This is a genomic window from Pseudomonas sp. 13B_3.2_Bac1 (genome assembly GCF_025466205.1).
Classification (GTDB): domain Bacteria; phylum Pseudomonadota; class Gammaproteobacteria; order Pseudomonadales; family Pseudomonadaceae; genus Aquipseudomonas; species Aquipseudomonas fluorescens_H.
The window spans coordinates 1-20,130 of the sequence record NZ_JANLOG010000143.1; the positions used below are offsets into that span (position 1 = coordinate 1).

Below are 20,130 nucleotides of genomic sequence, written 5' to 3' on the forward strand. Positions count from 1 at the left end.
GGCTTTTTAGCGGGCCAAAAGCCTGTGGCATAAAACCCCCCCCCCCCCCCCCGCCCCACTCCTACAGTTTTTTGGGGCTTCATATTTCGATCTTGTGATGCAGCTCATTGGTCGGGCGCAACGCCCGGGCATAGCAGAACAGGAACAGATTGCGCACCAGCTCCTTGAGCACCAGCGGTTCGCTGGAATTCAGGCTGCTGACGTCCAGATCACCCTGATCCTGCAGCTCATGCAGGGCTTCTTCTTCCAGTACCGCACAGACTTCTCCGGTTTCCCGATGCAGGATCCTGAGGTATGGGTGTGGGCGATCCAGCCAGGCGTCGATCAAATAAGTCATGGGTCTCATCTCCTTGAAAGGTTTCAATGAGAATAATTCTTATTCGTCAAATAGCAAGTGCCTATTGGCGGAATGCGATTTTTTCCGGGTAAAGATTGCGTAAGGTCAAAACGGCTGGCGTCTGGCTATTACGTGAGAATGCGGGAAGGGAAAACGGGGAGGGTGACGCACCATCCCACGCCGGGCGCGGGATGGCTGGCAGCAGACTCAGACCTTTCTGACGAACTCGGACTTGAGCTTCATCGGGCCGATGCCGTCGATCTTGCAGTCGATGTCATGGTCGCCGTCGCACAGGCGGATGTTCTTGACCTTGGTGCCGACCTTGACCACCAGCGAAGTGCCCTTGACCTTGAGGTCCTTGATCACGGTGATGGTGTCGCCGTCCTGCAGCACGTTGCCGACCGAATCTTTCTTCACGGCATCATCGGACGCCACTTCGGCTTCGCCATTGGCCGACCACTCGTGGGCGCACTCGGGGCAGATCAGTTGGGCACCGTCTTCGTAGGTGTATTCGGAATTGCATTTCGGGCAGGGTGGCAACGTGCTCACTAAGGCTCCTTGATAGGGGATCGCTAAAAGTCGCACATTGTATAGGGTTTTACGCGCAGGAGGGCATGGCGCAGAAACAACTGTGGGAGCGGGCTTGCTCGCGAATGCGGTGTGTCATCAAACATTAATGTTGAATGACAGGTTGCTTTCGCGAGCAAGCCCGCTCCCACAGAAGGCAGATCAGTGCGTGCGGGCGACCGCAAACTCGCTCAGCTCTACCAGTGCATCGCGGTATTCGCTGGCTGGCAGCGCGTCGAGGCATTTGATCGCACGGGCCACGTAGTCGCGGGCCAGTTGCGCGGTGTACTCCAGCGAACCCGAGGCTTCCACGGCGATGCGGATGCTTTCGAGGTCTTCGATCCCGCCTTTCTGGATTGCCTGGCGGACCAGTGCAGCCTGCTCAGGTGTGCCTTCACGCATGGTGTAGATCAGCGGCAGGGTCGGCTTGCCTTCGGCCAGATCGTCACCGACGTTCTTGCCCAGGGTCTCGGCGTCGCCCTTATAGTCCAGCAGGTCGTCGACCAGTTGGAACGCCACGCCCAGGTGATCACCGAAGGTGCGCAGGGCTTCGCTCTGTTCGGCGGTGGCACCGGCCAGTGCGGCAGCGCTGTGGGTCGAGGCTTCGAAGAGCATCGCGGTCTTGCCGCGGATGACTTCCATGTAGGTTTCTTCGGTGGTGCTGGCGTCGCGTACCTTGGACAGCTGCAACACTTCGCCTTCGGCGATGATGCGCGTGGCCTGGGACAGGATCTTCATCACCGGCATCGAACCCAGCTCGACCATCATTTCGAACGAGCGCGAGTACAGGAAGTCGCCGACCAGCACGCTCGGGGCGTTGCCCCACATGGCGTTGGCGGTGGAGCGGCCACGGCGCATGCCGGACATGTCGACCACGTCGTCATGCAGCAGGGTCGCGGTGTGCAGGAATTCGATGGTGGCGGCCAGCAGACGCATGTCGTCGCCTTCGCGCCCCAGGGCCTTGCCACACAGCAGCACCAGTAACGGACGCAGGCGTTTGCCGCCGGCCGAGGTGATGTAATCGCCGATTTTCGATACCAGCGGCACTCGGGAAGTCAGCTGCTTCTTGATGATGCCGTCGACGGCGTTAAAATCGTCCGCCACCGCGCGGTAGAAAGCTTGGGGTTGCATCAGCGACAGTTGCTCCAGAAGGGTTGCGCGGCATGCTAGGACCCACACCGGGGCCTGTCAAGGCGCGATGGACGGCCACTTGCGTGACTCTCGCGGCTTGCGTACAATCGCGCACCCTGAACTTCCTGGGCAGCACCTGCCTTACGCAATTGCACTTGGGCCGTTCCAGCCCCATGCAGCCATGCCAGCCAATACCTCTTCTTATAAAGAGCTGGGTGAGCAGGATTATCGGAGAAATACCATGTACGCAGTAATCGTTACCGGCGGTAAGCAATACAAGGTCGCTGAAGGTGAATACCTGAAGATCGAAAAACTGGAAGTCGCTACTGGCGAATCCGTGACTTTTGACCGCGTTCTGCTGGTCGCCAATGGCGACGACGTGAACATCGGCGCACCTGTTGTTGCTGGCGCAACCGTCAAGGCTGAAGTGATCTCCCAAGGTCGTCACGATAAAGTCCGTATCATCAAGTTCCGTCGCCGTAAGCACCACATGAAGCGTATGGGCCACCGCCAGTGGTTCACCGAGATCAAAATCACCGGTATTCAGGCTTAATTACAGCCTAATTCCTCACTAGGAGAATTGAACTCATGGCACACAAAAAAGCTGGTGGTAGTACCCGTAACGGTCGCGACTCAGAAGCCAAACGCCTTGGCGTGAAGATGTATGGCGGCCAGGTCATCAAGGCCGGCAACATCATCGTGCGTCAGCGCGGCACCCAATTCCACGCTGGCTACGGCGTTGGCATGGGTAAAGATCACACTCTCTTCGCGAAAATCGAAGGCGTGATCAAGTTTGAAGTAAAAGGCGCCTTCGGTCGTCGTTACGTGAGCGTTGTCGCGGCTTAATCGCGAGATCGCTGGAAGAGCCCTGTCTTGCGACGGGGCTTTTTCGTTTGTGGGGTGAGTCTCTTGCAAAACTGTTTGTATGGGCTGTCGGCGTGCGATGCAGGTCGTGGTTTGGGGTCGCTGCGCTCATTTTTGCAAGAGTCTTATGTCTTGATTGTTTTTCGGCTCGTCCGTATGGCGAGAGGCGTTGAGTTATGAAGTTTGTAGACGAAGTATCGATCCGCGTAAAAGCTGGTGACGGCGGCAATGGCTGCATGAGTTTCCGTCGGGAAAAATTCATTGAAAACGGCGGCCCGAACGGCGGTGATGGCGGTGACGGCGGTTCCATCTACATGATGGCCGACGAAAACCTCAATACCCTGGTCGACTACCGTTACACCCGGCACTTCGATGCCGAGCGTGGCTCCAACGGCGGCAGCACCGATTGCACTGGCAAGAAAGGTGAAGACCTGATTCTGCGCGTGCCGGTCGGTACCACCGTGATCGACTCGGCCACCCAGGAAGTGATTGGCGACCTGACCAAGGCCGGCCAGAAACTGATGGTGGTGCAGGGCGGTTGGCACGGTCTGGGCAACACCCGTTTCAAATCCAGTACCAACCGTGCGCCGCGCCAGACCACTCCGGGTAAGCCGGGTGAGCAGCGCGACCTGAAACTGGAAATGAAAGTGCTGGCTGACGTCGGTCTGCTGGGCTTGCCGAACGCCGGTAAAAGTACCTTTATCCGTTCGGTGTCGGCGGCCAAGCCGAAAGTCGCCGACTACCCGTTCACCACGCTGGTGCCGAACCTGGGTGTGGTCAGCGTTGATCGCTGGAAAAGCTTCGTCATCGCCGACATTCCGGGGCTGATCGAAGGTGCTTCCGACGGTGCTGGTCTGGGCATTCGCTTCCTCAAGCACTTGGCGCGTACACGTCTGTTACTGCACCTCGTCGACATGGCGCCGCTGGATGACACCAGTGCACCGGACGCGGCTGAAGTGATCGTCAACGAACTGGTCAAATTCAGTCCGTCGCTGGCCGAGCGTGATCGCTGGCTGGTGCTGAACAAGTGTGACCAGATCCTCGAGGAAGAGCACGAAGAGCGCGTCAAGGAAATCGTTGATCGCCTGCAGTGGGAAGGTCCGGTTTATGTGATCTCGGCCATCGCCAAAGAAGGCACCGAGCGCCTGACGCGCGACATCATGCGTTATCTGGAAGATCGTGCCGATCGTCTGGCCAACGACCCTGCGTACAGGGAAGAACTGGCTGATCTCGATCAGCGCATCGAAGACGAAGCCCGTGCGCAGTTGCAGGCGCTGGATGACAAGCGTGCCCTGCGTCGCAGCGGCGTGAAGTCGGTCCATGACATCGGTGACGATGACTGGGACGAAGAAGATGTGGATGATGAAGACGGTCCGGAAATCATTTACGTGCGCGACTGATTCGTTGCAGTAAACTTAAGCGCCGCTCAATCGAGCGGCGTTTTAGTATCTGGAAATCGATCGTTGGTCACCAATAGCCACGATTAACGTCACGGGCAGCGCTGGGTCGCGCGGCCCTCAAGCTAAGGTTGAAGATGATGCGGAGCAAAGTGACAGGTGCGCAGCGTTGGGTCGTGAAGATCGGCAGCGCTTTGCTGACGGCGGACGGCAAGGGGCTGGATCGCAAGGCAATGGGTGTCTGGGTCGAGCAGATGGTCGCCCTGCATGAGGCGGGTGTCGAGCTGGTGCTGGTGTCCTCCGGCGCAGTGGCTGCCGGCATGAGCCGCCTGGGCTGGACCTCGCGACCCAGTGCGATGCACGAGCTCCAGGCCGCTGCTGCAATCGGCCAGATGGGCTTGGTGCAGGCCTGGGAATCGAGCTTCGCCGAGCATGGCCGGCACACCGCGCAGATTCTCCTGACTCACGACGACCTGTCCGACCGCAAGCGCTACCTGAACGCCCGCAGCACCTTGCGCGCACTGGTCGAGCTGAAAGTCATCCCGGTGATCAACGAAAACGACACGGTGGTCACCGACGAGATCCGTTTCGGCGACAACGATACGCTGGCGGCGCTGGTGGCCAATCTGGTCGAGGCCGATCTGCTGGTGATCCTCACCGATCGCGACGGCATGTTCGACGCCGATCCGCGCAACAACCCCGATGCGCAGCTGATTTACGAAGCGCGCGCCGATGATCCGACGCTTGATGCGGTGGCGGGCGGTACTGGTGGCGCGCTGGGACGTGGCGGCATGCAGACCAAACTGCGTGCGGCGCGGCTGGCGGCGCGCTCCGGGGCGCACACGATCATCGTCGGTGGGCGTCTGGAGCGAGTGCTCGATCGCCTGAAGGCTGGCGAGCGCATCGGTACGCTGCTGTCGCCTGAGCGCGGCATGCTGGCGGCGCGCAAGCAGTGGCTGGCCGGGCATTTGCAGACTCGCGGCACGCTGGTGCTCGACGAAGGTGCGGTGTCGGCATTGTCGCAGGGCAACAAGAGTCTGCTGCCGGTCGGCGTGAAACTGGTTCAGGGCGGTTTCCGTCGCGGCGAGATGGTGGTTTGCGTGGCGCCGGACGGTCGTGAAATTGCCCGTGGTTTGGCCAACTATAGTGCTCTAGAGGCGCAAAAAATCATTGGTCAGTCGTCGGACGCGATTGTCGGCGTGCTGGGCTACATGGCTGAGCCGGAACTGGTTCACCGTGACAACCTGATTCTGGTCTGAGGAAAAGCGCGATGCGTATGGCAAAAGGATTGTTGGGTCTGCTGATGGCGTTGCCACTGCTGGCCTCGGCCGAGGAAATCGGTCAGGTGTCGACGGTATTCAAGTTTGTCGGTCCGAATGACCGGATTGTGGTCGAGGCTTTCGATGATCCGAAAGTCGATGGCGTGACCTGCTACCTGTCCCGCGCCAAGACGGGTGGGGTAAAGGGTGGTTTGGGTCTGGCCGAGGATCGTGCCGAGGCGTCGATCGCCTGTCGTCAGGTTGGCCCGATCAAGTTCAAGGGTGAGTTGAAGGATGGCGACGAGGTATTCAAGGAGCGCACGTCGCTGGTATTCAAAACCATGCAGGTAGTGCGTTTCCTCGACAAGAAGCGCAATACGCTGGTGTACCTGGTCTACAGCGATCGCGTGATCGAAGGTAGCCCGCAGAATGCGGTGACGGCGATTCCGATCGTGCCGTGGGTTCCCGTCCAGCAATAACACCGCAAATCCACAATGTGGGAGCGGGCTTGCTCGCGAAGAGGTCGTGTCAGTCGCTAGAGATGTCAGCTGACAGATTGCATTCGCGAGCAAGCCCGCTCCCACTTTTTTATGTGCGGGATTCACCAAATCGCAGGCAATAAAAAACCGACCCTAAGGTCGGTTTTTTAATGACTACGTCGATTAAGCAGCTTCTTTCAGTGCCTTGACGTGGCCATTCAGACGGCTCTTATGACGAGCAGCCTTGTTCTTGTGGATGATGCCTTTATCGGCCATACGGTCGATAACTGGCACAGCCAGAACGTATGCAGCTTGAGCTTTTTCAGCGTCTTTTGCGTCGATGGCTTTAACTACATTCTTGATGTAGGTACGAACCATGGAACGCAGGCTGGCGTTGTGGCTGCGACGCTTCTCAGCCTGTTTTGCACGTTTTTTGGCGGAAGGTGAGTTGGCCACCGTCGAGCTCCTCGAAAGACTTTTTAGGAAATAGCAAACAAAATAGGCCGCGAATCATGCCGATGAGTTGAAGTCTTGTCAAGGGCGCTTGAAACGTTCCGCTAAGTGGTAGGTGTAAAGAGGCGGGATATTTATTTCCGGCGCTTGACCTGTAAACTCGCGAGCTTTGGCTCTGTGCTGTTGCGGCGCGGAGTATCGCACAAGTGGGCGCATTGTTCGCCTGCTGTTTATCGACAGGCACTAATTCCCTCAATGAATCTGCTCAAATCGTTGGCCGCTGTCAGCTCTATCACGATGCTTTCCCGGATTCTGGGGTTCGTCCGTGACACGCTCATCGCTCGCACATTCGGCGCCGGAATGGCGACGGACGCCTTCTTCATCGCCTTCAAATTGCCCAACCTGCTGCGGCGAATCTTCGCCGAGGGCGCGTTTTCCCAAGCCTTCGTGCCAATTCTGGCGGAATACAAAAGTCAGCAGGGCGAAGAGGCGACCCGCACCTTCATTGCTTATGTCTCGGGCCTGCTGACCCTGGTGCTGGCGCTGGTCACAGCGCTGGGCATGATTGCCGCGCCGTGGGTGATCTGGGCCACCGCGCCGGGGTTTGCCGATACGCCAGAAAAATTCCAGCTCACCTCCGATCTGCTGCGGGTGACGTTCCCTTATATATTGCTGATCTCCCTGTCCTCGCTGGCCGGGGCAATCCTCAATACCTGGAACCGCTTTTCGGTGCCGGCCTTCGTGCCGACCCTGCTCAACGTCAGCATGATCGTGTTTTCGCTGTTCCTGACGCCGTATTTCGATCCGCCGGTCATGGCTCTGGGCTGGGCGGTGCTGGTCGGTGGTCTCGCGCAGTTGCTCTATCAACTGCCGCACCTGAAGAAGATCGGCATGCTGGTGCTGCCGCGCTTGAATCTGCGTGATACCGGCGTCTGGCGGGTGATGAAGCAGATGCTGCCGGCGATCATCGGTGTCTCGGTCAGCCAGATTTCGCTGATCATCAACACCATTTTCGCCTCGTTCCTGGTGGCCGGTTCGGTGTCGTGGATGTACTACGCCGACCGTTTGATGGAATTGCCGTCCGGCGTGCTCGGCGTAGCGTTGGGCACCATTCTGTTGCCGACGCTGGCCAAAACCTATGCGAGTAAGGATCGCCACGAGTACTCGCGGATCCTCGATTGGGGCCTGCGCCTGTGCTTTGTGCTGGTGCTGCCGTGTGCGCTGGCGCTGGGGATTCTTGCCGAGCCACTGACCGTGTCGCTGTTCCAGTACGGCCAGTTCAGCGCGTTTGATGCGTCCATGACCCAGCGTGCGCTGATTGCCTATTCTGTCGGACTGCTCGGGATTATCGTGATCAAAGTGCTGGCGCCGGGCTTTTACGCGCAACAGAACATCCGCACGCCGGTAAAAATCGCAATCTTCACCCTGATCGTCACTCAACTGTTCAACCTGGTGTTGATCGGCCCGCTGGCTCACGCCGGTCTGGCGCTGGCGATCAGTGCCGGTGCCTGCCTCAATGCGGGGCTGCTGTTCTATCAACTGCGCAAGCAAAAGATGTATCAGCCGCAACCGGGCTGGTACCTGTTCGGCTTCAAACTGGTGGTGGCGGTGGCGGTGATGTCGGCGGTGTTGCTGCTCGGTATGCATTTCATGCCGGCCTGGGATCAGGGGCACATGCTGGAGCGCTTCCTGCGACTGGGTGCGCTGGTGATTGCCGGTGTGGTGGCGTATTTCGGTATGTTGCTGCTGCTCGGTTTCCGCCTGCGTGACTTCAATCGCAAGGCTTTGAGCTGAGGTTTCAGCCTTTATCAACGGGCACGGGCCGGCAGTTTTGTCGGCTCGATCACTTTGCGTTACGGTGTTGCCTGTCGTCGACCGTCGGGTGTGGTTATAATCGACCACTTTATGAGCAAGAAGCGCGTTATGCAGCTGGTTCGAGGCCTCCACAACTTGCGCCCCCAGCATCGGGGCTGCGTCGCCACTATTGGCAACTTTGACGGTGTTCACCGTGGTCACCAGGCTATCCTGGCCCGTCTGCGTGAGCGTGCGCTGGAGTTGGGCGTACCCAGCTGCGTGGTGATTTTCGAGCCGCAGCCACGGGAATTCTTTGCCCCGGAGACCGCGCCGGCCCGACTGGCCCGCTTGCGTGACAAGCTGCAACTGCTGGCCGCCGAAGGCGTCGACCGGGTGCTGTGCCTGGCGTTCAACCAGCGCCTGAGCAAGCTCAGCGCCAGTGAATTCGTCGATACCATCCTGGTGGACGGTCTCGGCGTGCAGCATCTGGAGGTCGGTGACGATTTCCGCTTCGGCTGCGATCGCCTCGGCGATTTCGATTTCCTGCTGCAGGCCGGGCAGGTTCACGGTTTTACCGTGGAAGCCGCGCAGACCGTCGAGCTGGACGGCCTTCGCGTCAGCAGCACTCAGGTGCGCAACGCGTTGGCCGCCGCCGATTTTGCCTTGGCCGAACGCTTGCTTGGCCGCCCGTACCGGATCGCCGGTCGCGTGCTGCACGGTCAGAAACTGGCCCGGCAACTGGGTACGCCCACTGCCAATATTCAACTCAAGCGTCGTCGCGTGCCATTCACCGGGGTTTATCTGGTGGATGTGGACATCGACGGCAAGACCTGGCCCGGCGTCGCCAATATCGGCGTGCGGCCTACGGTTCAAGGTGATGGCAAAGCCCACCTTGAAGTTCATCTACTGGATTTTGCCGGCGATCTGTATGACCGGCGTCTGACGGTGGTTTTCCACCAAAAGCTGCGTGAAGAGCAGCGTTTTGCCTCTCTGGAGGCACTGAAAACGGCGATCAACGCGGATGTCGCCGCCGCCCGTGCACTAGCCGCACCTAGCGCCCATCGCTAATGAAGAGCCTTAAATGACCGACTATAAAGCCACGCTAAACCTTCCGGACACCGCCTTCCCAATGAAGGCCGGCCTGCCACAGCGCGAACCGCAGATCCTGCAGCGCTGGGACAGTATTGGCCTGTACGGAAAGTTGCGCGAGATTGGCAAGGATCGTCCGAAGTTCGTCCTGCACGACGGCCCTCCGTACGCCAACGGCACGATCCACATCGGTCATGCGCTGAACAAGATTCTCAAGGACATGATCATCCGCTCGAAAACCCTGTCGGGTTTCGACGCGCCGTATGTTCCGGGTTGGGACTGCCACGGCCTGCCGATCGAGCACAAGGTTGAAGTGACCCACGGCAAGAACCTGGGCGCGGACAAGACCCGCGAGCTGTGCCGTGCCTACGCCACCGAGCAGATCGAAGGGCAGAAGACCGAGTTCATCCGCCTCGGCGTGCTGGGCGACTTCGCCAACCCGTACAAGACCATGAACTTCAAGAACGAGGCCGGTGAAATCCGCGCCCTCGCCGAAATCGTCAAGGGCGGTTTCGTGTTCAAGGGCCTCAAGCCGGTGAACTGGTGCTTCGATTGCGGTTCGGCGCTGGCCGAAGCCGAGGTCGAGTACGAAAACAAGAAGTCCTCGACCATCGACGTGGCCTTCCCGATCGCCGACGAAGCCAAACTGGCTGCCGCGTTCGGTCTGCCGTCGCTGAGCAAGCCTGCCTCGATCGTGATCTGGACCACCACCCCGTGGACCATCCCGGCCAACCAGGCACTGAACGTGCACCCGGAATTCAACTACGCCCTGGTCGATATCGGCGACAAGCTGCTGGTCCTGGCTGAAGAGCTGGTTGAATCCTGCCTGTCGCGTTACGGCGTTGAAGGCACCGTACTGGCCACCGCGCCGGGTTCGGCGCTGGAACTGATCAACTTCCGTCACCCGTTCTACGACCGTCTGTCGCCGGTGTACCTGGCCGACTACGTTGAGCTGGGCGCCGGCACCGGTGTGGTTCACTCCGCCCCGGCCTACGGCGTGGACGACTTCGTGACCTGCAAGAAATACGGCATGGTCAACGATGACATCCTCAACCCGGTGCAAAGCAACGGCGTGTACGTGCCGTCGCTGGAGTTCTTTGGCGGCCAGTTCATCTGGAAGGCCAACCCGGCCATCGTCGAAAAACTGACCGAAGTCGGTGCGCTGATGCACACCACCGTCATCGAACACAGCTACATGCACTGCTGGCGCCACAAGACCCCGCTGATCTACCGCGCCACCGCGCAGTGGTTCATCGGCATGGACAAAGAGCCGGTCAGCGGCGACACCCTGCGCGTGCGCTCGCTCAAAGCCATCGAAGAGACCAAGTTCGTTCCGGCCTGGGGCCAGGCGCGCCTGCACTCGATGATCGCCAACCGTCCGGACTGGTGCATCTCCCGTCAGCGTAACTGGGGCGTGCCGATCCCGTTCTTCCTCAACAAGGAAAGCGGCGAGCTGCACCCACGCACCGTCGAACTGATGGAAGAAGTCGCCAAGCGCGTTGAAGTCGAAGGCATCGAAGCCTGGTTCAAACTCGACGCCGCCGAACTGCTGGGCGACGAAGCGCCGCTGTATGACAAGATCAGCGACACCCTCGACGTCTGGTTCGACTCGGGCACCACTCACTGGCACGTATTGCGTGGTTCGCACCCGATGGGTCACGAGACCGGCCCACGCGCCGACCTGTACCTAGAAGGTTCCGACCAGCACCGCGGCTGGTTCCATTCGTCGCTGTTGACCGGTTGCGCCATCGACAACCACGCGCCGTACCGCGAACTGCTGACCCACGGCTTCACCGTCGACGAGTCCGGCCGCAAGATGTCCAAATCGCTGGGCAACGTGATCGCGCCGCAGAAAGTCAACGACACCCTGGGCGCCGACATCATGCGTCTGTGGGTCGCGTCGACCGACTACTCCGGCGAAATGGCCGTGTCCGAGCAGATCCTGCAACGCAGCGCGGACGCCTATCGTCGCATCCGTAACACCGCGCGTTTCCTGCTTTCCAACCTGACCGGTTTCAACCCGGCCACCGACCTGCTGCCGGCTGAAGACATGCTCGCACTGGATCGCTGGGCCGTGGACCGTACTTTGCTGCTGCAACGCGAACTGCAAGAGCACTACGGCGAATACCGTTTCTGGAACGTCTACTCGAAGATCCACAACTTCTGCGTGCAGGAGCTGGGTGGTTTCTACCTCGACATCATCAAGGACCGCCAGTACACCACTGGCGCCGACAGCAAGGCACGTCGCTCGTGCCAGACCGCGCTGTTCCACATCTCCGAAGCGCTGGTGCGCTGGATCGCACCGATCCTCGCGTTCACCGCCGACGAGCTGTGGCAGTACCTGCCGGGCGAGCGCAACGAATCCGTCATGCTCAACACCTGGTACGAAGGTCTGACCGAGCTGCCGGAAGGCTTCGAGCTGGGTCGCGCCTACTGGGATCGCATCATGGAAGTGAAGGTGGCGGTCAACAAAGAGATGGAAATCCAGCGCGCGGCCAAAGCCGTCGGTGGCAACCTGCAAGCCGAAGTGACGCTGTTCGCCGAAGACGCGCTGAGCGCCGACCTGGCCAAGCTGAGCAACGAGCTGCGCTTTGTCCTGATCACCTCGACCGCCAGCGTGGCGCCTTTCGTTCAGGCACCTGCGGACGCGGTAGCCACCGAAGTCAGCGGCCTGAAACTGAAGATCGTCAAATCGGCCTTCCCGAAGTGCGCCCGTTGCTGGCACTGCCGTGAAGACGTCGGCGTGAACCCGGAACATCCGGAAATCTGCGGTCGTTGCGTCGACAACATCAGCGGCGCCGGCGAGGTTCGTCACTATGCCTAACGCCGTTGGCCGTTTCGGACGGTTGAGCTGGCTCTGGTTGAGTTTGCTGGTTCTGGTCATCGACCAGGCCAGCAAGTTCTACTTCGAAAACAAGCTCGAAATGTTCCAGCAGATCGTGATCATTCCCGATTACTTCAGCTGGACGCTGGCCTACAACACCGGCGCTGCCTTCAGCTTCCTGGCTGACAGCTCCGGCTGGCAGCGCTGGTTGTTCGCCCTGATCGCGATTGTGGTCAGTGCGGTGCTGGTGGTCTGGCTCAAACGCCTGGGCCGCAACGAAACCTGGCTGGCCGTCGCTTTGGCGCTGGTGCTGGGCGGCGCGCTGGGCAATCTGTATGACCGCATCGCCCTGGGCCATGTGATCGACTTCATTCTGGTGCACTGGCAGAACCGCTGGTACTTCCCGGCGTTCAACTTCGCCGACAGCGCCATCACCGTCGGTGCGGTGATGCTGGCACTGGACATGTTCAAAAGTAAGAAAACCGGAGAAGCCGTTCATGACTGAACAGGTATTGGCTGAGCAACGCATCGGCCAGAACACGGAAGTCACTTTGCACTTTGCATTGCGCCTGGAGAACGGCGATACGGTCGACAGCACGTTCGACAAGGCCCCGGCGACCTTCAAGGTCGGCGACGGCAACCTGCTGCCGGGTTTCGAAGCGGCATTGTTCGGCTTCAAGGCCGGCGACAAGCGTACGCTGACCGTCGAGCCGGAAAACGCTTTCGGCCAGCCGAACCCGCAAAACGTACAGATCATCCCGCGCTCGCAGTTTGCCGACATGGAACTGTCGCCGGGTCTGCTGGTGATCTTCAACGATGCGGCCAATACTGAGCTGCCGGGTGTGGTGAAAGAATTCGACGACGCGCAAGTGACCGTCGACTTCAACCACCCGCTGGCGGGCAAAACGCTGACCTTTGACGTAGAGATCATCAACGTCAAAGCGATCTGAGTAACACCTCAGAACATTGTGGGAGCGGGCTTGCTCGCGAATGCTGACTGACATTCAACATAGAAGTTGTCTGACACACTGCTTTCGCGAGCAAGCCCGCTCCCACATTGGATTTTTGCTGGATTTGAGCAATGTGCTCGATCAGCAGGACGTAAATTTATTTCGCGCGCAAGACACGAGGCACAGCATGCAAATCAAACTCGCCAACCCCCGTGGCTTCTGCGCCGGCGTGGACCGGGCGATCGAAATCGTCAACCGCGCCCTGGAAGTCTTCGGGCCGCCGATCTACGTGCGTCATGAAGTGGTGCACAACAAGTTCGTGGTCGAGGACCTGCGCAGTCGTGGCGCGATCTTCGTCGAGGAACTGGATCAGGTGCCGGACGACGTCATCGTGATCTTCAGTGCTCACGGGGTTTCTCAAGCCGTACGCAGCGAAGCCGCCGGTCGTGGCCTGAAAGTATTCGACGCCACCTGTCCGCTGGTTACCAAGGTACACATCGAAGTCGCCAAATACAGCCGCGACGGCCGTGAGTGCATCCTGATCGGCCACGCCGGTCACCCGGAAGTCGAAGGCACCATGGGCCAGTACGACGGCAGCAATGGCGGCGCGATCTACCTCGTCGAAGACGAAAAAGACGTGGCCGAACTGCAGGTGCGTAATCCGGAAAAACTGGCGTTCGTGACCCAGACCACCCTGTCGATGGACGATACCAGCCGCGTGATCGATGCCCTGCGCACACGTTTCCCGGCCATCGGTGGCCCGCGCAAGGACGACATCTGCTACGCCACGCAAAACCGTCAGGATGCGGTCAAGCAACTGGCCGACGAGTGCGACGTAGTGTTGGTGGTGGGCAGTCCGAACAGCTCCAACTCCAACCGCCTGCGTGAACTGGCCGAACGCATGGCCACGCCGGCCTACCTGATCGACGGCGCCGAAGACCTGCAGAAGAGCTGGTTCGAGGGTGTCGAGCGCATCGGCATCACCGCTGGTGCCTCCGCACCGGAAGTGCTGGTTCGCGGCGTGATCCAGCAGTTGCAAGCCTGGGGCGCGACCGGTGCCGATGAACTGGCCGGCCGCGAAGAGAACATCACCTTCTCGATGCCGAAAGAGCTGCGCGTCCGTTCGATCTGACGCTCTTCGCCTTCAGGCACAGCGCCTGCTCAGCCTTTGCGCTGGTCAGGCGCACCCGACCGGTTGCCGCCAGCACCACCTGGAGCTGGCTGACCGGCTCCTGTGCCGAGCAGAGATGTAACGTCCCTGCCTGAAATGCCCGCCCGGGCATCAGCGGTTGTCCCAGACTGCTGAATCGCACGTAACGACTGACCAGCCAATTGCCGACGATCGGTATTCGCCCGTCACTCGCGTGCTCCAGCAGCAGTGGGTTGCTGCTGTCCAGCGGCCCCTTGCCACTGATATCCAGAATGATCCGCCAGCCCTGACTCCAGTCGCCATTGATGCCATGGATCACCACGCTCTGATTGCGGGTGATGGCCTGTGTGCGGGCGTTGCGAATGCCCTCGAGCAGCGACCGGGCCGCCAGGTCGCGATGAGTCGATTCAGTGAAGGCCGCGAAGGCCGGACTGACCAGCGACAGAACAATTGCGCCAATCGCCAGTCCCATAAGCAATTCAATCAGACTGAAACCCTGTTGCGGCATGACGACTCCCTCCGTGGAGCATGAAGCCCGGCGCAATCCTTTTCGCCGGCCAGGGCAAATCAACCGACGCAGGCCGGTTGAATGTTCTAGCTTGTAGAAGCAGGTATAGCCGACGGCAACGGAGGGCATCGATGGATCATCGTACAAAAGGTTTCACGCTGCCCGAACTGTTGGCCGCGGTCGCCGTGCTGGTGATCCTCATCACCCTGGCGGTGCCAGGCTTCACTCGCTCGATCCAGAGCAGCAAGGCCGACACCGAAATGGGTGACCTGCAGCGCGCCATCAACTACGCGCGGCTGGAGGCGATTGATCGCGGCGTGACCACACGCTTGCGCCCGAGCGCCGGCGGCAGCGTGTGGACCGGCGAATTGTCGGTCTACGACAGTACTGGCACTCCGGCCAATGTATTACGGGTTGTTCCAGCGATGAGCAGCGGCGCGACTCTGACGCTACCCTCAGGAGTGACCGCACTGGATTTCAATAATCTGGGCGGCCTGGCGGCGCCGTCGACGGCGGTGGCCATCAGTTATGTGCTGGGAACACAAAGCAGGACGCTGAACGTGTGTCTGAACGGACGAATTCAACTGGGTGGAAGTTGCGGATGAGGGCAGGGAGCACACAGGCACAGGAGGGCATGTCGCTGATCGAGGTACTGGTCGCGTTGCTGATTCTGACCGTCGGCATATTGGGCGCGGCCGCCGTTCAAGTGAATGCGCTGAAGTACACCGACAGTTCCCGGATGACCAGTCAGGCGAGCTTCATCGCCTACGACATGATGGACCGCATCCGCGCCAATTCCGCTGCCGATTACACGGTCACGCCGCCGACCGCAGGCAACCTCAGCGTCGCCCGCGATCAGGATCTCTACGATTTCACCACCAATATCGTCAATTTCGGCGGGCCGACTGCCACCGGCACGATCACCCTCAATCAGCGGGTGTACACCATCACCATCAACTGGAATGACTCACGGGCCGCGAATGCCACCGGTACCACCCGCAGCTTCGTCCTGACCAGCCGTGCCACGGTCGATCCGGTGGCCGGCCCATGAAGCACGCCAACCGGGGTTTCGGCCTGATCGAAATGCTCATCGCCCTGGCGCTCGGGCTGATCATCGTGCTGGGGGTGGTGCAGACGTTTCTCGCGGCCAAGAACACTTACGTCAGCCAGAACACCGCTGCCGCCATGCAGGAAGACGCACGTTTTGTCCTGAGCAAGATGATTCAGGAACTGCGTATGGTCGGCATGTTCGGCTGCCTGGGCACGATTACTGACGCGAGCTCGGCAGGGGATTTCAACGCGGCGCAGATCACCCCGATCAGTTGGGACAACAGCAACCTCAAGCTGACCCTGGTCACTGCCGATGTCGGTGGCAATGGTGGTACGCCAACCTGGACGGTGGTCTCCGATTGCCGCAACAGCGCCACGGCCTATACCGGGTTGCGGGCGGCGGCGAGCGGGCAGATCGCCTTTCCGATCCGCCGCTTGATCTACAGCTTCAGCAACAACCAGATTCTCATGGGCACCGGCAGCGGCACCCCGACCCAGCAGGTGCTGGTGAACAATGTCAGTGCGTTCAACGTCATGTTCGGTCTGGCGACGTCCGCCACCGATGTCGCGGCGTCCTCCTACAGCGCCAACCCCAGTGACCCGGCGCGCATCCGCAGTGTGCGTCTGAGTCTGACCCTCACCGACCCGAACAACCGGGTGGCCAATCAAACCTTCAACGTGGTTGCCGCTTTGCGCAACCGCTTGCAGTGAGGCCGGAATGATGAGGATCACGTTCAACCAGAGGCAAACCCAGCGCGGCATGGTGTTGCTGGTCAGTCTGGTGTTTCTGTTGCTGCTGACCTTGATCGGGCTGTCCTCGATGCAGAGTGCCAACCTGCAGGAGAAAATGGCCGGCAGTGTCAGCCTGCGCAATCAGTCGTTCCAGACCGCTGAGGCGGCGTTGCGCATCGGCGAGAGTGCGGTACAACTCGACAGTTATTCGCTGGCGGTGTGTGCCAGCGCCACGCAATGTGCGCCGCCAGCGGAGTCCTCGGTGGTCAGCGCGGCGGGGCTCAACTCGACCTCGGGGGTGACGTGGGTCGCCGCAGGTAACGGCTTCTATGGTGTGCAGAACATCGGTACCACGCTGACGGCGGTGAACGTGCCTAGCAACACCTCGGCGACCTTGTACCGAGTGACCGCAGTCGGCATCGCCGGTACTTCGCGCAGTGTGGTGGAGAGCGTCTATGCGAAGTATTGAGCGCTGCCGGACGTTGTTGGCGGGGATGCTGCTGAGCTTTTATCTGGCAGCGCCGGCTTATGCGTTCACGCCTTCCGACTCGCCGCTGCTGAGTGCCGCTGCGGTACCGCCCAACGTGATGTTGCTGATCGACGATTCCGGCAGCATGAACAGCATCATTTATGCGGCGGGATTCGATCCGACCGTCACACGCACCCCGGCCCGGCAATGTAATGCGTTGCTCGGGCTGTGCCTGAGTTCAACGGCGATCACTGGCGATCCGGTGTTTCTCTCGAACCTGCCGACCTCCGGTTGCTCCGGCGGCGCCTTCGCCTTCTACAACAACAGCGTCGCGCCGTTGTGCCTGAAACTGCCTGATCCGGTGGGCGGCGGCAATACTCGCTACACGGGGGACTACATCGCCTATGTGGTCGGGCTGGCGATCAACAACGGCACTCGCGACTTCACCACCGGGGCGATTCCCAACGACTATCGGATCAACGTCGCGCGCAACGTGTCCACCGCACTGGTCACCAGCAACCGTAACTTGCGCATGGGCCTGTCGACCTTCAACCCGGTGACCAGCAACAACCCCGGGAACGGTGGATACATCGCTCGTTCCATCAGTGATCTGTCGCCGGTCTCCGGCAGCGTGACCCAGGCGCAGGCCGACGCCAACTACAATGCGTTGATTTCGGCGATCGGTGGTTTGGGGGCCGTGGCCAACACGCCATTGGCGGAAACCTATTACGAAATCACCCGGTACATGCGCGGCATGACGCCGTACTACAACAGCACACCCACCACTTACACCAGTCCGATCCAGTACCGCTGCCAGAAGAACTATGGCGTAGTGATCACCGACGGCCTTCCGACGTATGACCGCACGTTTCCCACCAATGACCCGTTGGGCGGAAGTCGCTTGCCGAACTGGGACGGCATCAACAATGACGGCAACAACCTCAATGGCGATAACGAGGGTGACACGCTGTATCTGGATGACATTGCCAAGTTTGCGTTCGACATCGACATGCGGTCGACAGGAACCGATCTCGCGGGCAAGAGCTGGGGCTCGGCGGATTTTCCCAAGCAGAACATGAACACCTACACCGTCGGCTTTACTGCCGACAACGACATGCTCTCCGACGCCGCTGCCTATGGGCAGGGCAAGTATTACCAGGCGAGCGACAGCACCGGTCTCAACAGTGCGCTGTCCTCGGCGTTGAGCGACATCACTTCCAAGGCCGGCTCCGGCGGCAGCGGTGTCACCAGCGGCACCACGCTGGCCAGTGGCACCAGTTATTTCCAGACCAGTTACGACCCCAAGGACTGGCGCGGCACGATCAAATCCTTTGGCTTCACTTCGGCTGGCGCGGTGAACACCTCGGCAGCGTTGTGGACCACCGATACCACCATCGTGCCGGGCGCGACCGCACCGACCTATCAATCGTGGAACACCAGCAGCAATACCGCCGTGACTCTGGCCTACGGCAACTTTTCCGCAACCCAACAGACGACGCTCAGCCAGAGCCTGCCCACCGGCATCAGCGGCAGTGATCTGGTGGAGTGGAGCAAGGGCACCAACAAGACCGGGCTCAAGGTGCGCAGCGTGTTGCTCGGCGACATCATCAACTCGCCGCTGGTGCTGGCCTCGCCCAGCGACAAAACCGCCTCCGACCTGTCGGGCGACACCACCTACACCACTTACCTGACCACCAAAGCGGCGAACATGAATGCCAATCTGGTGGTGAACGCCAATGACGGTTTCGTCAACGTGATCAACTCGGCCAACGGCACTCGACGCTATGCCTACATGCCGTCCAGCGTGTTGCCGTCGCTGCGGCTGATTGCCGATCCGGCGTACATCAATGGCGTCAGCCACAAGTTTCTGGTGGACGGCCAGGTCGGGGTCTACGATCTTCAGTTCAACAGTGCCTGGAAAACCGTGGCCATCGGCGGCACCGGTGCCGGCGGCAAGACCTTCTACGCGCTGCAGCTGTTCGACGCGTCTGCTGGCAATGTGCTCAATGCCCTATGGGAAGTCAGTGCACCTGCCACGGCGAACACTGCCAACGTATTCAATGATCTGGGTTACGCCTATGCCCGGCCGGAAGTGGCACGCTTGGCCGATGGTCGCTGGGCGGCATTCATTGCCAATGGTTATGGCAGCAACTCCGGGGTGGCGGCGTTGTATGTGCTGGATGTGCGTGACGGATCGTTGATCAAGAAGATCGTCATCGACAGCACTGAAACCACCAATGGTTTGTCGTCGGTGAAGCTCAAGGTCAATTCGTCGAACGTGGTGCAGGCCGCTTATGGCGGTGATCTGAAAGGGCGTCTGTGGAAATTCGATCTGAGCGCGACATCGACCGACAGCTGGGGCGTGGCGTTTTCCGGCAAACCACTGTTCACTACGGCGGGCGGGGCGACTCAGCCGATCACCGCGCAGCCGCTGCTGGCGGACAATTCGCTGGGGGGCAAACAGATCTTCGTCGGCACCGGCAAATTCAACGAGACCGCCGACAAGACCAACAAGGATTTGCAGGCGTTCTACTCGGTGTGGGACGCCGATGGTGGTTCCGGTCAGTTGACCGTCAGCAGTTTGCAGGCGCAAGCAGTGACCGGGGTGTTCTCCGGCAGCGCCGGACAGTTCATCACCACCAGCCAGAACGACACGACCTATCCGGCGGAGAAGGGCTGGTATCTGCCGCTGGTGTACAACAACGTGCTGACCGGCGAGCGGGTGATCAATCAGGCCAGTCTGGTGCTCGGACGCATCGTGTTTACCACCGCCAGTGTCGATACCACCGACCCGTGTGCCAGTTTCGGCACCGGCAAACTGGTCGAACTGGATGCGTTCAGCGGTAAGATGCTCAACTACGCGGTGCTCGACACCAACGCCGATGGCGTGGTCGACAGCAACGACACGATTTCCAGCGGCGTGGTGTTCACCGGCGGTATTCCAACCCTGAACGCCATCGTCAACGGCGCGACGCGCAAGATCGTCAACGATTCCAGTGGCACCGTCACCACTCTGGTGGAAAAATCCGGCGGCGGCAGCCGTCGTATCATGTGGCGACAAATACAGTAAGTGAGAG

General features: G+C 60.1%; 21 protein-coding genes. 16 read left to right on the forward strand and 5 right to left on the reverse strand.

Annotated features, from left to right (window positions below):
* Positions 1 to 79 precede the first annotated feature (79 nt).
* The 3 genes from NTD85_RS22930 to NTD85_RS22940 form a co-directional block, all read right to left on the reverse strand.
* Entirely contained in the window at positions 80 to 337 is a 258-nt protein-coding gene (locus NTD85_RS22930; protein WP_003228365.1) for a hypothetical protein, read from the reverse strand.
* Between the two features lie 207 nt (positions 338 to 544).
* Positions 545 to 886, reverse strand: coding sequence for a zinc ribbon domain-containing protein YjdM (locus tag NTD85_RS22935; protein WP_003228364.1), 342 nt, complete (start codon positions 884 to 886; stop codon positions 545 to 547).
* A 180-nt stretch (positions 887 to 1,066) separates the two neighbouring features.
* Complete coding sequence (locus tag NTD85_RS22940; protein WP_003228362.1) at positions 1,067 to 2,035, reverse strand: polyprenyl synthetase family protein; 969 nt, start codon at positions 2,033 to 2,035, stop codon at positions 1,067 to 1,069.
* 241 nt (positions 2,036 to 2,276) lie between these two features.
* On the opposite strand from NTD85_RS22940, the gene rplU reads away from it, so the two are divergent.
* The 5 genes from rplU to NTD85_RS22965 all read left to right on the forward strand — a co-directional run bounded on the left by rplU (position 2,277) and on the right by NTD85_RS22965 (position 6,034).
* Positions 2,277 to 2,588 (forward strand): 50S ribosomal protein L21, encoded by a 312-nt coding sequence (gene rplU / locus NTD85_RS22945; protein ID WP_003228361.1) that lies wholly within the window; start codon positions 2,277 to 2,279, stop codon positions 2,586 to 2,588.
* A gap of 35 nt (positions 2,589 to 2,623) precedes the next feature.
* Positions 2,624 to 2,881, forward strand: a complete 258-nt coding sequence (rpmA, locus tag NTD85_RS22950; protein WP_003228360.1) for a 50S ribosomal protein L27 — start codon at positions 2,624 to 2,626, stop codon at positions 2,879 to 2,881.
* Positions 2,882 to 3,075: 194 nt separating this feature from the next.
* Positions 3,076 to 4,299, forward strand: a complete 1,224-nt coding sequence (gene cgtA / locus NTD85_RS22955; protein WP_262143290.1) for an Obg family GTPase CgtA — start codon at positions 3,076 to 3,078, stop codon at positions 4,297 to 4,299.
* Positions 4,300 to 4,436: 137 nt separating this feature from the next.
* On the forward strand, positions 4,437 to 5,555 hold the full coding sequence (gene proB / locus NTD85_RS22960; RefSeq protein ID WP_262143291.1) for a glutamate 5-kinase: 1,119 nt from the start codon (positions 4,437 to 4,439) through the stop codon (positions 5,553 to 5,555).
* 11 nt (positions 5,556 to 5,566) lie between these two features.
* The gene (locus NTD85_RS22965) at positions 5,567 to 6,034 is read left to right on the forward strand and encodes a CreA family protein (protein WP_003228353.1); all 468 of its coding nucleotides are present in this window, start codon (positions 5,567 to 5,569) and stop codon (positions 6,032 to 6,034) included.
* 183 nt (positions 6,035 to 6,217) lie between these two features.
* On the opposite strand, the gene rpsT is transcribed toward NTD85_RS22965, so the two are convergent.
* Positions 6,218 to 6,490, reverse strand: coding sequence for a 30S ribosomal protein S20 (gene rpsT / locus NTD85_RS22970; RefSeq protein WP_003228351.1), 273 nt, complete (start codon positions 6,488 to 6,490; stop codon positions 6,218 to 6,220).
* Between the two features lie 252 nt (positions 6,491 to 6,742).
* On the opposite strand from rpsT, the gene murJ reads away from it, so the two are divergent.
* The 6 genes from murJ (at position 6,743) to ispH (ending at position 14,276) form a co-directional block, all read left to right on the forward strand.
* Positions 6,743 to 8,281 (forward strand): murein biosynthesis integral membrane protein MurJ, encoded by a 1,539-nt coding sequence (gene murJ, locus NTD85_RS22975; RefSeq protein ID WP_103485413.1) that lies wholly within the window; start codon positions 6,743 to 6,745, stop codon positions 8,279 to 8,281.
* Positions 8,282 to 8,410: 129 nt separating this feature from the next.
* Positions 8,411 to 9,349: a bifunctional riboflavin kinase/FAD synthetase gene (gene ribF, locus NTD85_RS22980; protein ID WP_262143292.1), complete on the forward strand. Its 939-nt coding sequence runs from the start codon at positions 8,411 to 8,413 to the stop codon at positions 9,347 to 9,349.
* A gap of 13 nt (positions 9,350 to 9,362) precedes the next feature.
* Positions 9,363 to 12,194: an isoleucine--tRNA ligase gene (gene ileS / locus NTD85_RS22985; protein WP_201136553.1), complete on the forward strand. Its 2,832-nt coding sequence runs from the start codon at positions 9,363 to 9,365 to the stop codon at positions 12,192 to 12,194.
* Entirely contained in the window at positions 12,187 to 12,699 is a 513-nt protein-coding gene (lspA, locus tag NTD85_RS22990; RefSeq protein WP_003228341.1) for a signal peptidase II, read from the forward strand. The genes ileS and lspA overlap by 8 nt, the downstream gene beginning before the upstream one ends.
* Positions 12,700 to 12,706: 7 nt before the next feature.
* Positions 12,707 to 13,144, forward strand: a complete 438-nt coding sequence (fkpB, locus tag NTD85_RS22995) for an FKBP-type peptidyl-prolyl cis-trans isomerase (RefSeq protein WP_262143304.1) — start codon at positions 12,707 to 12,709, stop codon at positions 13,142 to 13,144.
* 187 nt (positions 13,145 to 13,331) lie between these two features.
* A complete protein-coding gene (ispH, locus tag NTD85_RS23000; RefSeq protein WP_003228337.1) occupies positions 13,332 to 14,276 on the forward strand; it encodes a 4-hydroxy-3-methylbut-2-enyl diphosphate reductase in 945 nt (314 codons plus the stop codon).
* Here the strand turns inward: ispH and NTD85_RS23005 are convergent.
* Positions 14,233 to 14,802: a GspH/FimT family protein gene (locus NTD85_RS23005; RefSeq protein ID WP_103521603.1), complete on the reverse strand. Its 570-nt coding sequence runs from the start codon at positions 14,800 to 14,802 to the stop codon at positions 14,233 to 14,235. The two genes, ispH and NTD85_RS23005, sit on opposite strands and share 44 nt — an antisense overlap.
* 131 nt (positions 14,803 to 14,933) lie before the next feature.
* Between NTD85_RS23005 and NTD85_RS23010 the strand changes: the two genes are divergently transcribed.
* Genes NTD85_RS23010 through NTD85_RS23030 form a run of 5 tightly spaced genes read left to right on the forward strand, consistent with a single transcriptional unit; the run spans position 14,934 to position 20,123 of the window.
* Positions 14,934 to 15,407, forward strand: coding sequence for a GspH/FimT family pseudopilin (locus tag NTD85_RS23010; RefSeq protein WP_103485409.1), 474 nt, complete (start codon positions 14,934 to 14,936; stop codon positions 15,405 to 15,407).
* Entirely contained in the window at positions 15,404 to 15,853 is a 450-nt protein-coding gene (pilV, locus tag NTD85_RS23015) for a type IV pilus modification protein PilV (protein ID WP_003228332.1), read from the forward strand. Before NTD85_RS23010 ends, pilV begins: the two co-directional genes overlap by 4 nt.
* Positions 15,850 to 16,563, forward strand: a complete 714-nt coding sequence (locus NTD85_RS23020; protein WP_103485407.1) for a PilW family protein — start codon at positions 15,850 to 15,852, stop codon at positions 16,561 to 16,563. Before pilV ends, NTD85_RS23020 begins: the two co-directional genes overlap by 4 nt.
* Before the next feature lie 10 nt (positions 16,564 to 16,573).
* Positions 16,574 to 17,053 (forward strand): PilX N-terminal domain-containing pilus assembly protein, encoded by a 480-nt coding sequence (locus NTD85_RS23025; protein WP_045122842.1) that lies wholly within the window; start codon positions 16,574 to 16,576, stop codon positions 17,051 to 17,053.
* Positions 17,040 to 20,123, forward strand: coding sequence for a pilus assembly protein (locus NTD85_RS23030; protein WP_262143293.1), 3,084 nt, complete (start codon positions 17,040 to 17,042; stop codon positions 20,121 to 20,123). The genes NTD85_RS23025 and NTD85_RS23030 overlap by 14 nt, the downstream gene beginning before the upstream one ends.
* The last annotated feature ends 7 nt before the right edge of the window (positions 20,124 to 20,130 follow it).

What these genes read in the sequence shown, in the direction of transcription:
- NTD85_RS23005 (WP_103521603.1), bottom strand. Translation starts at nt 14,802, where the DNA reads ATGCCGCAACAGGGTTTCAGTCTGATTGAATTGCTTATGGGACTGGCG.
- NTD85_RS23010 (WP_103485409.1), top strand. Translation starts at nt 14,934, where the DNA reads ATGGATCATCGTACAAAAGGTTTCACGCTGCCCGAACTGTTGGCCGCG.
- pilV (WP_003228332.1), top strand. Translation starts at nt 15,404, where the DNA reads ATGAGGGCAGGGAGCACACAGGCACAGGAGGGCATGTCGCTGATCGAG.
- lspA (WP_003228341.1), top strand. Translation starts at nt 12,187, where the DNA reads ATGCCTAACGCCGTTGGCCGTTTCGGACGGTTGAGCTGGCTCTGGTTG.
- NTD85_RS22940 (WP_003228362.1), bottom strand. Translation starts at nt 2,035, where the DNA reads ATGCAACCCCAAGCTTTCTACCGCGCGGTGGCGGACGATTTTAACGCC.
- proB (WP_262143291.1), top strand. Translation starts at nt 4,437, where the DNA reads ATGCGGAGCAAAGTGACAGGTGCGCAGCGTTGGGTCGTGAAGATCGGC.
- cgtA (WP_262143290.1), top strand. Translation starts at nt 3,076, where the DNA reads ATGAAGTTTGTAGACGAAGTATCGATCCGCGTAAAAGCTGGTGACGGC.
- NTD85_RS23020 (WP_103485407.1), top strand. Translation starts at nt 15,850, where the DNA reads ATGAAGCACGCCAACCGGGGTTTCGGCCTGATCGAAATGCTCATCGCC.
- NTD85_RS23030 (WP_262143293.1), top strand. Translation starts at nt 17,040, where the DNA reads ATGCGAAGTATTGAGCGCTGCCGGACGTTGTTGGCGGGGATGCTGCTG.
- ileS (WP_201136553.1), top strand. Translation starts at nt 9,363, where the DNA reads ATGACCGACTATAAAGCCACGCTAAACCTTCCGGACACCGCCTTCCCA.
- ispH (WP_003228337.1), top strand. Translation starts at nt 13,332, where the DNA reads ATGCAAATCAAACTCGCCAACCCCCGTGGCTTCTGCGCCGGCGTGGAC.
- rplU (WP_003228361.1), top strand. Translation starts at nt 2,277, where the DNA reads ATGTACGCAGTAATCGTTACCGGCGGTAAGCAATACAAGGTCGCTGAA.
- NTD85_RS22965 (WP_003228353.1), top strand. Translation starts at nt 5,567, where the DNA reads ATGCGTATGGCAAAAGGATTGTTGGGTCTGCTGATGGCGTTGCCACTG.
- murJ (WP_103485413.1), top strand. Translation starts at nt 6,743, where the DNA reads ATGAATCTGCTCAAATCGTTGGCCGCTGTCAGCTCTATCACGATGCTT.
- rpmA (WP_003228360.1), top strand. Translation starts at nt 2,624, where the DNA reads ATGGCACACAAAAAAGCTGGTGGTAGTACCCGTAACGGTCGCGACTCA.
- NTD85_RS23025 (WP_045122842.1), top strand. Translation starts at nt 16,574, where the DNA reads ATGAGGATCACGTTCAACCAGAGGCAAACCCAGCGCGGCATGGTGTTG.
- ribF (WP_262143292.1), top strand. Translation starts at nt 8,411, where the DNA reads ATGCAGCTGGTTCGAGGCCTCCACAACTTGCGCCCCCAGCATCGGGGC.
- NTD85_RS22930 (WP_003228365.1), bottom strand. Translation starts at nt 337, where the DNA reads ATGACTTATTTGATCGACGCCTGGCTGGATCGCCCACACCCATACCTC.